Consider the following 13,658-nt stretch of genomic DNA (forward strand, 5'->3'; position numbering starts at 1 on the left):
AGCTCTGTCTGCGGGTATTTTTGTCGTTCAACCGGGTTACAGCTGAAAAGGCACCCGCTTGACGAAGTCCTTCTGGAAGGCATTGGCCTTCTCCCAGGTGCCTTCCATCGCATATTTCTGACAAATCAAGGTCAGGGTATGGCGGGCAAAATGATAGCTCTGAACCCGGAACAGCTGGCAGCGCTGTGGATTATTGATTTCCACGATCAGCCGATTATGCAGTTTGCTCAGCGCATGCAGGTAGCTTTCATCATCGCCATTCTCCAGACACAGGTTAGCCATATTCAGGCTGACGTTGTTATAGCGTTTCAGGTGATTGACGTTGCACTCCGGCCGTCGAAGCGATGCTTCCGCCATGTAGAAATCTACCGTGGCGTCGCGTACGCTGAATTTGTAGTCATCAATTTTGCCCAGCAGCCACGCATTCATCGAGATATTCATTTGCCCGCGCTCAATGTGAATTGAATGATAATCATTATCATATTTATTGACGCGTTGGTGATCAATCATTCTGTTGAAATATTTATTGCCGGCAGGGGATGGATTGGGGCAGGGACAACCCAATATAGCCAGTAACGACTAAACTTTAATCAGAGGTTGCCGTTTCTGTTGGCTCAGTCGGGTGAGCGGAATGGCGTGAAATGCGCCTTATTGTCGATAAACGCATTTTTAAGACAGACAAAATGCAGAAATAGGTATTTTCTATGAATGTTTAAATCGACAGAAAAAGTCCGGCCCTGTAAAGCGTTCGAGCCAATGGGCAAGCGTAATGGTGATACAGGATGTGCAGTAAATTCATAAGGATAAAATGATTCCATTTCCGACCGGCAGCGTCTGACGCGCTGACTGTCCCGCGCGCTTGCCGCATGCCGAAGTGAAAATCCGGGCTTTTCGCGGATACCCCTGTAAAACAAACGGTTGAAGTGATAATCGTTATCACTAACATAGTAGCAACCCAGATTGGCTGTGGTAAAACACGAGTGTGAGGTAGGCCATATGCAAACGGAAAATGTCGGCACTTTTTCTCTGGACGAAAATGTCTGGCAAGGCATTTTGCTCAGTGACAATGCCGTACAACAAATCAGTAAATTAATGCAGCAGGATCCACAGGTGAAAGGGCTGCAACTCGGGGTGAAGCAATCAGGCTGCGCCGGGTTTGCCTATGTGTTGGATCTCACCCGTGCGCCTGCCGACGACGACCTGCTGTTTGAGCGCGATGGCGCCAGGCTGTATGTGCCGTTGAAAGCCATGCCGTTTATCGATGGCACCACGGTGGATTTTGTCCGTGAAGGGCTGAATCAGATCTTCAAATTTAATAACCCTAAAGCTCAGCATGCCTGCGGGTGCGGCGAGAGTTTTGGCGTTTGAGCGATGCAATCAACATGACACGAAGCAATGTAGAAATGCCTAATGAAGTGCAGGCTTGGGTCAGCGAAGGTCGCTACAAAGAAGGTTTTTTTACCCAGTTGGCTACCGATGAGTTAGCGATGGGCATCAACGAAGACGTGGTGCGTGCTATCTCGGCCAAGCGTAATGAACCTGAGTGGATGCTGGAGTTCCGCCTCGAGGCCTACCGTGCCTGGCTGCAAATGGAAGAGCCGCACTGGCTGAAAGCGAACTACGACCGCCTGAACTATCAGGATTACAGCTATTACTCGGCGCCGTCCTGCGGCAGCTGCGATGACGCCTGCGGCTCACAGCCCGGCGCAGAACAGCAACCTGGTGCACCGACGGACAACAACTACCTGACCAGCGAGGTTGAACTGGCGTTTAACCAGCTCGGCGTCCCGGTGCGTGAAGGCAGCGAAGTGGCGGTAGACGCCATCTTTGACTCGGTCTCGGTGTCGACCACTTACCGGGAAAAGCTGGCGGAGAGTGGGGTGATTTTCTGCTCGTTCGGTGAAGCGATCCATGAATACCCGGACCTGGTGCGTAAATACCTCGGCCGCGTGGTGCCTTCTAACGACAACTTCTTTGCTGCATTGAATGCGGCGGTGGCCTCCGACGGGACCTTCGTCTACGTGCCGAAGGGCGTGCGCTGTCCGATGGAGCTGTCGACCTATTTCCGCATCAACGCCGCCAAAACCGGCCAGTTCGAGCGCACTATCCTGATCGCCGATGAAGGCAGCTATGTCAGCTACATCGAAGGCTGCTCGGCCCCGGTGCGCGACAGCTATCAGCTGCATGCGGCGGTGGTGGAAGTGATCCTGCACAAAGACGCCGAAGTGAAATATTCGACGGTGCAGAACTGGTTCTCCGGCGGCGACAGCAAGGGCGGTATCCTCAACTTTGTTACCAAGCGTGCGCTGTGTGAAGGCGCGGGCTCGAAAATGTCCTGGACCCAGTCGGAAACCGGCTCGGCGATCACCTGGAAATACCCGAGTGTGATCCTGCAGGGCGACAACTCTATCGGTGAGTTCTTCTCGGTGGCGCTGACAAGTGGTCATCAGCAGGCGGACACCGGCACCAAGATGATCCACATCGGCAAGAACACCCGTTCGACCATCATCGCCAAAGGCATTTCTGCCGGGCACAGTGAGAATACCTACCGCGGTCTGGTGAAGATCCTGCCTGGGGCGGAAAACGCGCGTAACTTTACGCAGTGTGACTCGATGCTGATTGGGCCGGATAGCGGCGCCCACACCTTCCCGTATGTTGAAGCGCGTAACAACAGCGCGCAGCTGGAACACGAGGCTACCACCTCAAAAATTGGTGATGACCAGCTGTTTTATTGTCTGCAGCGCGGCATCAGTGAAGACAATGCCATTTCGATGATCGTCAACGGATTCTGTAAGGACGTGTTCTCAGAGCTGCCGCTGGAGTTCGCCGTTGAGGCACAGAAGTTATTGGCCATCAGCCTGGAACACAGCGTGGGCTAAATGCCGGATTTACAGCGCGACAGCGCGACCTAAGGACACTGCATGTTAAGTATCAAGAATTTAAAAGTCAGCGCGGAAGGCAACGAGATCCTCAAGGGCCTGGATCTGGAGATCAAACCGGGTGAAGTGCATGCCATCATGGGGCCGAACGGCTCGGGCAAGAGCACGCTTTCAGCCACCCTGGCCGGGCGCGAAGAGTACGAAGTGACCGCGGGCGAAGTGACCTTCAAAGGCAAGGACCTGCTCGAACTGGCCCCGGAAGATCGTGCCGGTGAAGGAGTGTTCCTGGCGTTCCAGTATCCGGTGGAGATCCCCGGCGTCAGCAACCATTTCTTCCTGCAGACTTCGGTTAATGCGGTGCGTAAATACCGCCAGCAGGAGCCGCTCGATCGTTTCGATTTCGCTGATTTTATCGAAGAGAAAATTGAACTGCTGAACATGCCGCCCGATCTGCTGACCCGTTCGGTTAACGTTGGCTTCTCCGGCGGTGAAAAAAAGCGCAATGACATCCTGCAGATGGCCGCGCTGGAGCCGGACCTGTGCATTCTGGATGAAACCGACTCCGGTCTGGATATCGATGCGCTGAAGATCGTCGCCAATGGGGTTAACTCACTGCGGGACGGCAAGCGCTCGTTCATTATCGTCACGCACTACCAGCGTATCCTGGATTACATCAAACCGGATTACGTCCATGTTCTTTCCCAGGGCCGCATCGTTAAATCCGGCGATTTCTCCCTGGTGAAACAGTTGGAGGAGCAGGGCTATGGCTGGCTTACCGACGAACAATAATTCACGCGCGCTGCAGCAGCTTTACAGCCTGTTTGAAGCCCGCGGCGGTGAGCATTCCGCCCATGCGCTGGCTCACTGGCAACAGGCTTTACGCCTGGGCTGGCCGACCCGCAAGCATGAAAACTGGAAATACACCCCGTTGGAAGGCTTGCTGGAACAACAGTTCCTGGAACCGCAACCGGAGCCGGTCACGGCCGCTCAGCGGGATGCACTGGCGCTGGATATTGACGCTTACCGGTTGGTGTTTATCGACGGACGCTTCTGCGCGGCGTTGAGCGACAACGAACTGGGCGATTACCAGTTTGACGTGGCGCCTTACGGGACGCTACAGGCGCTGCCGGAACCGATCCAGGCCGAAATCTTCCTGCATCTGACCGAGAGTCTGGCGCAAGAAACCAGCTTTATCCGCGTTGCGGCCGGCAAGATTGCGCAGCGGCCGTTGTATCTGCTGCATATCAGCAGTGGACGCGGTGCTGAAGGTGAAGTGAATACCGTTCATCACCGTCATCACCTTGAAATTGCGCGTAATGCCCAGGCTGAGGTGATCGAACATTATGTCAGCCTGAACGATGCCGCACATTTCACCGGGGCACGCCTGACCGCCAACGTGGGCGACAATGCTCAACTGCATCACTGCAAACTGGCGTTTGAAAGTCAGCCGAGTTACCACTTCGCCCATAACGATCTGGTGATTGGCCGCGATGCGCGGGTCAAGAGCGACAGCTTCCTGCTTGGCGCGGGGCTGACGCGACATAACACCAGCGCGCAGCTCAACGGTGAAGGCTCCAACCTGACGATCAACAGCCTGGTGCTGCCGGTCGGAAAAGAAATCTGCGATACCCGCACTTATCTGGAGCATAACAAGGGTTACTGCGAGAGCCGCCAACTGCACAAAGTGGTGGTTAGCGATCGCGCCAAAGCGGTGTTTAACGGCATGATCAAGGTGGCCAAACACGCGATTAAAACCGATGGCCAGATGACCAACCACAACCTGCTGTTGGGCAAGGTGGCGGAAGTGGATACCAAGCCACAACTGGAAATCTACGCCGATGACGTGAAGTGCAGTCATGGCGCGACCGTTGGGCGCATTGATGAAGAGCAGCTGTTTTATCTGCAATCGCGTGGCATCGACAAGCATGCGGCGCAGCAGATGATTATCTTTGCCTTTGCCGCTGAACTGACCGAGGGCATCGGCAACGAGACCATCCGCGAATCGGTGCTGGCGCGTATTGCAAGGCGCCTGCCGGGGGAGGCAGCATGAGTTTTCCGATTGAACGGGTACGCAGTGACTTTCCTCTGTTGGCGCGTGAGGTCAATGGCCAGCCGCTGGCTTACCTCGACAGCGCTGCCAGCGCTCAGAAACCGCAGGCAGTCATCGATCGCGAACTGGATTTCTACCGTCATGGCTACGCGGCGGTGCACCGTGGCATCCACACCCTGAGCGCCGAAGCGACGCAGGAAATGGAAGCGGTGCGTGAAAAGGTGGCGGCGTTTATCAATGCCGGTTCGGCCGAAGAGATTGTGTTCGTCAAGGGCACCACCGAAGGCATCAACCTGGTGGCCAACAGTTTTGGCCGCCATTTCCTGCAGCCCGGTGACAGCATTATCATCACCGAGATGGAGCACCATGCCAATATCGTGCCCTGGCAGATGCTGGCGCAGGAACGCGGGCTGAACCTGCGCGTCTGGCCGCTACAGCCAGACGGTACGCTGGATTTGGCCCAGTTGCCTGGGCTGATCGACGCGTCCACCAAACTGCTGGCCCTGACCCAGGTATCCAACGTGCTGGGCACGGTGAACCCGGTGCAGGAAATTACGGCGCAGGCGAAGGCCGCCGGTCTGAAAGTGCTGATCGATGGTGCTCAGGCGGTGATGCACCAGCGGGTGGATGTTCAGGCGCTGGATTGCGATTTCTACGTGTTCTCCGGTCATAAGCTGTATGGGCCTTCCGGCATCGGTATTCTTTACGGTCGTCAGGCGCTGTTGCAGCAAATGCCACCCTGGGAAGGGGGTGGCTCGATGATCCAACAGGTCAGCCTGACTCACGGCACCACCTACGCCGCGCCGCCATGGCGCTTTGAGGCGGGTTCGCCCAACACCGCCGGTATGATGGGGCTGGGGGCGGCAATTGACTATGTGAATGCGCTGGGGCTGGAGGCAATTGGTGACTACGAGCAATCGCTGATGCATTACGCGCTGGAAGCGTTGCAACAGGTGCCCCGGCTTAAAATCTACGGCCCGGCGGAGCGCGCGGGTGTGATTGCCTTTAACCTGGGTGAGCACCACGCGTATGATGTCGGCAGTTTCCTGGATCAGTACGGCATTGCTATTCGCACCGGCCACCATTGCGCGATGCCGCTGATGGCGTTCTATAATGTGCCGAGCATGTGCCGCGCTTCATTGGCGTTATATAACACGCGCGATGAAGTAGACCGGCTGGTGGCCGGGTTGCAGCGCATCCAAAAACTGCTGGGATAAGACCGGGGGTTAATCCCTCCGGGTGAATAAATACCTGTAGTCAGTGATATGGGGTCGGCATGCCGGCCCCTGAATGATTGAAAGGATCCTCATGGCGAACTTGCCGGACAAAGAAAAGTTAGTACGTAATTTCTCCCGTTGCCTGAACTGGGAAGACAAGTATCTGTATGTCATCGAACTGGGCGCCAAGCTGCCGGCGCTTGACGATAGCGAACGCCAGGCGGGCAATCTGATTTCCGGCTGTCAGAGCCAGGTGTGGATTGTGATGCGGCTGGGCGAACAAGGGCAGGTCGAGTTTCACGGCGACAGCGATGCGGCGATCGTCAAAGGACTGCTGGCCGTGGTGTTTATTCTTTATCACCAAATGACGCCACAGCAGATCATCGAATTGGATGTTCGTCCCTTCTTTGCAGAATTGGCGTTGAGCCAACACCTGACGCCTTCGCGTTCGCAAGGGTTAGAGGCGATGATCCGCGCTATCCGCAGTCAGGCTGCCAAGCTCTGACATAGTGGTATGACTCATTGATACAGTGCTGGTATTCGCTGTGTCAATGAGTCTTTACAAAGCCCGGCAAGCCTCGCCATCCGCTCTGCAAATCAGTGACATATCAGCAGCTTACCCCTTGACGTTGCATTGACAAATCTATAAAGCGATTACGTTATAACATGTTGATTTTTAGAGGACTTATTGCCTTTAACGTCAGCATTGCTAGTATTAATCAGGTCTTGTCTGATTTACCCGCCGCCAAGTGCCCGTTAGCCTTGTGGCCGAACCGTAATAAGCATAATAGGGATGATAATGAAACGTGCGTTGAGTTTAATGGGCATGCTATTTGCCACCGTACTGACTGGCACCCAAGCCGCCAGTGCGAGCGAATATCCGCTGCCGCCGCCGGACAGCCGTCTGATTGGCGAGAATACCACCCATACCGTTCCAAACGATGGGCGTCCGCTGGAGGCCATTGCCGCCGACTATCAAATCGGTCTGTTGGGCATGCTTGAGGCCAACCCTGGCACAGACCCGTTCCTGCCCAAGCCAGGTTCGGTATTAACTATCCCGACCCAAATGCTGCTGCCGGACACCAAGCGTGAAGGTATCGTGGTCAACCTGGCCGAACTGCGCCTGTACTATTACCCGAAAGGTGAGAACAAGGTGATCGTTTATCCTATCGGTATCGGCCAGACCGGGATGCACACTCCGCTGCAGGTCACTTCCGTCAGCCAAAAAATCCCGAACCCGACCTGGACGCCAACGGCCAATATCCGTAAACGCTACCTGGAAAAAGGGGTGAAACTGCCAGGGGTGGTGCCGGCCGGTCCTGAAAACCCAATGGGCCTGTTCGCCATGCGTCTGGCCATGGGGCACGGTGAATATCTGATCCACGGTACTAACGCCAACTTTGGTATCGGTATGCGCGTCAGCTCCGGCTGTATCCGCCTGCGTCCAACGGATATCGAGGCACTGTTCAATATGGTACCGCGCGGGACTCGCGTGCAGGTGATTAACGATCCGGTAAAAATCTCTGTTGAGCCGGACGGTAAGCGCTACGTAGAGGTGCATCAGCCACTGTCTAGAGTGGAGAGTGACGATCCGCAGACCATGCCGATCACCTTGTCGAAAGCCGAGAAAGCTTTTGTGGGTGATGCGCAGACCGATAAGGCGGTGTTCGACAGTGCGGTTGTACGCCGCTCTGGCATGCCGGTGCTGGTTAACCTGGGGCAGAGCCCGTCTGAAGTCAGTTTAACGCCTGTAGCCCCGCAGGAAGCGAATAAAGGCCTATTCAAGAGCGCGCCCATCAGTTCGGTGAATTAAAAACGCGATTAATGGATGATTCTGAGGGGTTCAGCGTGCTGAGCCCTTTTTTTTCGCCTGGTGGCAAGGGGGAGAAGTAGGGGGGATTTGCAGACAAAAAAAAACGGCGCACAGTGTGCGCCGTTTTCATTAACCGAAGCAAACTTACTTTTTGTAAGCGTGTGCTTGGTTGTCCAGGCGCTGGTTAGCACGTGCTGCGTCGTCTTTAGCTGCTTGAACGTCAGAACGGATTGCGTTCACGTCGTTGCTCAGCTGGTCAACTTTAGCGTTCAGAGTCTGAACGTCAGAAGACAGTTGATCGATTTTAGCATTGCTTGAACAGCCTGCCAGCATAGTGGAAGCCAGGATTACCGCGCCCAGTACCAGTTTAGTACGATTCATTATAACACCCTCTAGATTGAGTTAATCTCCATGTAGCGTTACAAGTATTACACAAACTTTTTTCGAAAGAGAATAATTTTTTTGGATTGGAGTGCTTTATTTTGATCGTTCGCTCAAACTTGCATCTTCTTTTGAAAAATAGTTAAAAAATGTAGGGAAAACAGCCGGATTCCATGGGACAACTCCGATTTGTAATTAGCTAAATAATGAGCAATCCACGGTTGCGTTTTTGAGAAAACAGTTTACTAGTGTTAAAAAAAACGCCGCTAAGCGGCGTTTTTGTCAAAATAATTATGTCACGTTTTATATTAAAGCACGTGAACCGAGGCAGTATTGGTTGTGCCGCTTGGTACCAGAGCACCAGAAACCATCACCACAACGTCGCCTTTTTGTGCCAAACCACTGGCCAGTGCCGCTTCTTTTCCGATGCGATAGAAGTCGTCGGTAGAGGCAATTTCCTTGACCATCTGTGGGATCACGCCCTTGGTCAGGATCAGCTGATGAGCGGTAGTTTCGTTGGTGGTCAGCGCCAGGATCACCGCGTTAGGGAAATATTTACGCACAGACTTGGCTGACTTGCCGCCGCTGGTGGCAACCACGATCAGTGGCGCATCCAGTTTCTCTGCGGTTTCAACCGCACCACGGCATACGGCTTCGGTGATGCGCAGCTTGCGGTTGTCATGCAGGCTGTCGATACGGCTTGGCATCACGCGATCGGTGCGCTCACAGATGGTCGCCATGATAGTAACGGCTTCCAGCGGGTATTTGCCCTTGGCGCTCTCGCCAGATAGCATGACGGCGTCGGTACCGTCCAGAATGGCGTTAGCCACGTCGCCGGCTTCTGCACGAGTAGGGCGCGGGTTCTTGATCATGGAATCGAGCATTTGGGTGGCGGTGATCACCACTTTACGTGCACGGTTACATTTTTCGATCATCATCTTCTGAGCGAAGATCACTTCTTCTACCGGGATTTCAACGCCCAGATCGCCACGAGCAACCATGATGCCGTCAGAAGCTTCGAGGATCTCGTCGAAGTTGTTCAGACCTTCCTGGTTTTCGATTTTGGAGATGATTTGGATCTGTGCGCCGCCGTGGGCTTTCAGGTGCTCACGAATTTCCAGCACGTCAGAACGCTTGCGGATGAAGGAAGCGGCAACGAAGTCCACACCCTGTTCGCAGCCGAAAATCAGGTCGCGTTTGTCTTTTTCAGCCAGTGCAGGCAGTTGAATGGAAACACCCGGCAGGTTAACGCCTTTGTTTTCGCCCAGGTCGCCGCTGTTCAGCACCTTACAAACCACTTCGCTTTCGGTGACGTTGGTGACTTCCATGCCGATCAGGCCGTCATCTACCAATACGGTGTTACCGATTTTCAGGTCAGCGCTAAAGCCGGCGTAGGTTACTGCAACACGTTCGTTGTTGCCGATAACGCTCTGATCGGTGGTGAAAGTGAAGGTCTGGCCGGCAACCAGCGCAGCGTCTTTGCCGCCTTCCAGTTTCATGGTGCGGATTTCCGGGCCTTTGGTATCCAGCAGGATACCGGCGTTCTGACCGGTTTTCGCCATCACGGCGCGCATGTTCTTGATGCGGTTGCCGTGCTCTTGGTAATCGCCGTGGGAGAAGTTAAGGCGCATTACGTTCATGCCTGCATTCAGCAGGTTGGTCAGCATTTCTTCCGATTCGGTTTTTGGACCGATGGTACAAACAATTTTGGTCTTTTTCATGACGGATTTTTCTACAAGTTGTGATGGATAATAAAACGAATAAAACCAGCGGTCAGGCCACTGATAAGGGATTTGAGTCGCGCCTGGTGATGCAAAACACAGTTAAGGATAGGTGACCAGAGTCGAAATGGGGCGGAAAAATTCAGCCCGCGCCGGGATGCGGGGATGCTGCGCAACGTGATGAGATGAAAATGTGTTGTTATTGCGTTTTCGCAGATCAAGGGCTGAAACCATTCAACTGAAAGACGTTGCGCATTATAAAGGCTAAGCGGCGGGAAACAAAATAAAAAACCGATGCAAAACCTCGGTTCCGTCAAATCAGCAGCAAATAGGGCGCAAATGCAAACCCGCAGCGGGTGTTTGTTGCGCAAGTAACCTTTTTACGAATGCGTGTATTGCGCGGTCAGTTTGTGGTGACGATTTCCCACAGCGTACCAGCCGTCAGACAGAAACAGCCGCTGGCGGTGTTAGCGGGGATCGCGATGGTTTCACCGGCGACCACCACCTGGCTGTCGTTACCTACGGTGAATTCAAACTCACCGGAGACCACTTGCGTTTGCAGAGCATAATCGCGCTTTTGCAACTGGCCAAAGGTACCGGCGTCAAACTTCACTTCCGTGACACGGGCACCGTTGCTCATGACGCCTTGTCGGCGGATGAGGCCGTTGTCGAGTTTCTCAAACGGGGTCTCTGCGGTAAATGTCAGCATGGGATCGGTCCTGATAAGATATTCGCCTTGATGATACCTGATACGGCTTGCGGTGACAGGAGCAAAGCTACGGGATCGGACTGGCGAGTTAACGGTAGAGAAAGTGTGATTCGATAGGGTGGAGCTGAGGAAACAATGATTTGGTGCGTCCGAGTGGACTCGAACCACCGACCCCCACCATGTCAAGGTGGTGCTCTAACCAACTGAGCTACGGACGCACTGCACTGCTTTTAGAAATTTGGTGCGTCCGAGTGGACTCGAACCACCGACCCCCACCATGTCAAGGTGGTGCTCTAACCAACTGAGCTACGGACGCACTGTACTGCTGTTAGGAATTTGGTGCGTCCGAGTGGACTCGAACCACCGACCCCCACCATGTCAAGGTGGTGCTCTAACCAACTGAGCTACGGACGCATCTTTTCCTGTCTGTCATGGCTGACAGCGGGGACGAATATTAACGAGCTACCCGCGTGCTGGCAAGGAGAAAAACGTAATTTTATCCGGTATTTCACGCGATTGCTGCGCTTGTGTGCAGTGCGGTGGTTTTTTCTGCAAACAAGGGTGATGAAGTTGTCGACCGGGTTAACTTCCCGGTCGACAACAACAGTTAGCGGGCAGAACGCTGCAGGATCAGCGCCGCCGGCTGTTTTTGCAGCCAACGCATGCGCATGGCCATCATGATGGCGGCGAAAGTCAGGCCAATGATAAAGCCAATCCAGAATCCGCTTGGCCCCATCGCCGGTACCACGACGTCGGTCAGCGCCAGCAGATAACCGCTCGGCAGACCCAGGATCCAATAAGCGACAAAGGTGATGAAGAAGATCGAGCGAGTATCTTTATAGCCACGCAGAATACCGCTGCCGATCACCTGAATAGAATCGGATATCTGGTAAATGGCCGCCAACAACATCAGGTGCGATGCCATGGCAACCACCGCCGGGCTGTCGTTATACAGCAGGGCGATCTGTTCCCGGAAGGTGGCGGTAAACAGCGCAGTGCAACAGGCCATGGCGATGCCGACGGCAATAGCTGCGTAGGCGGCAATTCGCGCCCCTTCGACCGAGCCTTCGCCCAACCGATAGCCGACGCGGATAGTCGCGCTGACGCCCAGTGACAATGGCAAGACGAACATCAGTGCGCTGAAGTTAAGTGCAATCTGGTGCCCGGCCACGGAAACAATGCCCAGCGGCGAAACCAGCAGGGCGACGACGGCGAACAGCGTGACTTCAAAGAACAGCGCCAGTGCCACCGGCAGGCCAATGCCGAACAGACGTTTCATTGCCGGCCAGTCGGGGCCTTTGCTGCTGCCTTCATGCGGCAGAATATCGCGCTGTGACGGGGCGCGTTTAACATACCAGCGCATCGCCAGGAACATAAACCAGTAGACGCTGCCGGTTGCCACGCCGCAACCGACGCCGCCCAGCTCCGGCATGCCGAACTTGCCGTAGATAAAGATATAGTTAATCGGGATATTCACCAGCAGGCCGAGAAAACCAATCACCATGCCCGGTTTGGTTTTCGATAGCCCTTCACACTGACCACGCAGCACCTGGAAGAACAGATAGCCCGGTGCGCCCCACATGATGGCATGCAAATACCCCACGGCTTTATCCGCCAGTTGCGGGTCGATATTGTGCATCATGTCGATGACGAACTTGCTGTTATACAGCACGACAATCACCAACAGTGAGACGATGGCCGCCAGCCAAAAGCCCTGACGAACCTGATGAGCGATACGATCGCGTCGGCCTGCGCCATTAAGCTGTGCGATCACCGGCGTTAGCGCCAGCAGCAGGCCGTGGCCGAACAGAATAGCCGGCAGCCAGATCGAGGTACCGACGGCAACCGCCGCCATATCCGTGGCGCTGTAGGCGCCGGCCATAATGGTATCTACCACGCCCATTGCGGTTTGTGATATTTGCGCGATGATTACCGGGATAGCGAGGGCCAATAAACTACGCGCTTCAATTAAGTACTTCTGCACGCATACACCTTTTCTATTTATTTATGATGGAGGGATGGGTCGTCGCGAAAGGACAACAATTAAAAATAGCGGAATTTTGTCAAAAAGATTGTACCCGCTCGGCGTGGTTAAGCAAATGCTGTGATGAAATAGTTATTAAATGCACAGGCGCAGATTTTTTGTCGCCCGAGGTTTGGTTTTCCTCGCCAACTGGGGCAAACTGCCTCAAGCGCTTTAAACATTTTCAGAAAGAAGAGGCTCACATGTTCACGGGTATCGTACAGGGCACCGCGCCGCTGGTTGCCATTGATGAAAAATCCAACTTCCGCACTCACGTCATCGACATGCCCACTGAACTGCTGCCTGGGCTCGAGCTTGGCGCATCGGTCTCTCATAATGGCTGCTGTCTGACCGTCACAGCGGTTGAGGGCAACCGCGTCAGCTTTGATTTGATCAAAGAAACGCTGCGCCTGACCAACCTCGGTGAGCTGGCGTTGGGGGACGTGGTCAATATCGAAAGAGCGGCCAAGTTTAATGATGAAATTGGCGGCCACCTGATGTCCGGCCATATTATCTGCACCGCAGAGGTTGCCAAGATTTATACCTCTGAGAATAATCGTCAGGTGTGGCTGCGCATGCCGGACGCGGAACTGATGAAATACGTTCTGCACAAAGGCTTCATTGGCATCGATGGTATTAGTCTGACCATCGGTGAGGTGGTGAATAACCGGTTTTGCGTGCATTTGATCCCGGAAACGTTGGATCGCACCACACTGGGCAAAAAACGTCTGGGTGATAAGGTGAATATTGAGATCGATCCACAAACGCAGGCGGTGGTAGACACCGTTGAGCGGGTGTTGGCGAGCCGTGAAGCGGCAATGGCGGCGGCGAGTGCGCTGGCGCAGAAGATCTGAAGAACGACAAA

13 protein-coding genes and 3 tRNA genes are annotated in these 13,658 nt (G+C 54.3%); 8 read left to right on the plus strand and 8 right to left on the minus strand.

Annotated elements, in window-relative coordinates:
* Positions 1-36 precede the first annotated feature (36 nt).
* Entirely contained in the window at positions 37-441 is a 405-nt protein-coding gene (locus NHG65_RS11555; RefSeq protein ID WP_085116573.1) for a hypothetical protein, read from the minus strand.
* A gap of 555 nt (positions 442-996) precedes the next feature.
* On the opposite strand from NHG65_RS11555, the gene sufA reads away from it, so the two are divergent.
* The 7 genes from sufA to NHG65_RS11590 all read left to right on the plus strand — a co-directional run bounded on the left by sufA (position 997) and on the right by NHG65_RS11590 (position 7,959).
* Complete coding sequence (gene sufA, locus NHG65_RS11560) at positions 997-1,368, plus strand: Fe-S cluster assembly scaffold SufA (RefSeq protein ID WP_085116563.1); 372 nt, start codon at positions 997-999, stop codon at positions 1,366-1,368.
* Positions 1,369-1,382: 14 nt separating this feature from the next.
* Entirely contained in the window at positions 1,383-2,879 is a 1,497-nt protein-coding gene (gene sufB / locus NHG65_RS11565) for a Fe-S cluster assembly protein SufB (protein WP_085116564.1), read from the plus strand.
* A 42-nt stretch (positions 2,880-2,921) separates the two neighbouring features.
* Positions 2,922-3,668: a Fe-S cluster assembly ATPase SufC gene (gene sufC / locus NHG65_RS11570; protein WP_207977107.1), complete on the plus strand. Its 747-nt coding sequence runs from the start codon at positions 2,922-2,924 to the stop codon at positions 3,666-3,668.
* Positions 3,643-4,929, plus strand: coding sequence for a Fe-S cluster assembly protein SufD (gene sufD / locus NHG65_RS11575; protein ID WP_413476891.1), 1,287 nt, complete (start codon positions 3,643-3,645; stop codon positions 4,927-4,929). Before sufC ends, sufD begins: the two co-directional genes overlap by 26 nt.
* Positions 4,926-6,146 carry a cysteine desulfurase SufS gene (gene sufS, locus NHG65_RS11580; RefSeq protein ID WP_275881044.1) on the plus strand — a complete coding sequence of 407 codons (1,221 nt, stop codon included), beginning with the start codon at positions 4,926-4,928 and terminating at the stop codon, positions 6,144-6,146. The genes sufD and sufS overlap by 4 nt, the downstream gene beginning before the upstream one ends.
* Positions 6,147-6,237: 91 nt before the next feature.
* The gene (sufE, locus tag NHG65_RS11585; RefSeq protein ID WP_499183360.1) at positions 6,238-6,651 is read left to right on the plus strand and encodes a cysteine desulfuration protein SufE; all 414 of its coding nucleotides are present in this window, start codon (positions 6,238-6,240) and stop codon (positions 6,649-6,651) included.
* Between the two features lie 294 nt (positions 6,652-6,945).
* On the plus strand, positions 6,946-7,959 hold the full coding sequence (locus tag NHG65_RS11590) for a L,D-transpeptidase family protein (RefSeq protein WP_099065637.1): 1,014 nt from the start codon (positions 6,946-6,948) through the stop codon (positions 7,957-7,959).
* Positions 7,960-8,103: 144 nt separating this feature from the next.
* On the opposite strand, the gene NHG65_RS11595 is transcribed toward NHG65_RS11590, so the two are convergent.
* From NHG65_RS11595 to NHG65_RS11625, 7 genes are all read right to left on the minus strand, one after another.
* Entirely contained in the window at positions 8,104-8,340 is a 237-nt protein-coding gene (locus NHG65_RS11595; RefSeq protein ID WP_005165631.1) for a major outer membrane lipoprotein, read from the minus strand.
* A 308-nt stretch (positions 8,341-8,648) separates the two neighbouring features.
* The gene (gene pykF, locus NHG65_RS11600) at positions 8,649-10,061 is read right to left on the minus strand and encodes a pyruvate kinase PykF (RefSeq protein ID WP_207977099.1); all 1,413 of its coding nucleotides are present in this window, start codon (positions 10,059-10,061) and stop codon (positions 8,649-8,651) included.
* A gap of 403 nt (positions 10,062-10,464) precedes the next feature.
* Positions 10,465-10,770 carry a cupin domain-containing protein gene (locus NHG65_RS11605; RefSeq protein ID WP_499183361.1) on the minus strand — a complete coding sequence of 102 codons (306 nt, stop codon included), beginning with the start codon at positions 10,768-10,770 and terminating at the stop codon, positions 10,465-10,467.
* Positions 10,771-10,911: 141 nt separating this feature from the next.
* A tRNA-Val gene (locus NHG65_RS11610) sits at positions 10,912-10,988 on the minus strand.
* A gap of 21 nt (positions 10,989-11,009) precedes the next feature.
* Positions 11,010-11,086: transfer RNA gene (locus NHG65_RS11615), tRNA-Val, on the minus strand.
* 21 nt (positions 11,087-11,107) lie between these two features.
* Positions 11,108-11,184: transfer RNA gene (locus tag NHG65_RS11620), tRNA-Val, on the minus strand.
* A gap of 193 nt (positions 11,185-11,377) precedes the next feature.
* The gene (locus NHG65_RS11625) at positions 11,378-12,754 is read right to left on the minus strand and encodes an MATE family efflux transporter (RefSeq protein ID WP_207977097.1); all 1,377 of its coding nucleotides are present in this window, start codon (positions 12,752-12,754) and stop codon (positions 11,378-11,380) included.
* 242 nt (positions 12,755-12,996) lie between these two features.
* Here NHG65_RS11625 and NHG65_RS11630 point away from each other — a divergent pair, with 242 nt between their 5' ends.
* A complete protein-coding gene (locus tag NHG65_RS11630; protein ID WP_413501958.1) occupies positions 12,997-13,647 on the plus strand; it encodes a riboflavin synthase subunit alpha in 651 nt (216 codons plus the stop codon).
* Positions 13,648-13,658: the final 11 nt, after the last annotated feature.

The sequence above is a fragment of the Serratia myotis genome, from assembly GCF_027474885.1.
Classification (GTDB): Bacteria; Pseudomonadota; Gammaproteobacteria; order Enterobacterales; family Enterobacteriaceae; genus Serratia; species Serratia proteamaculans.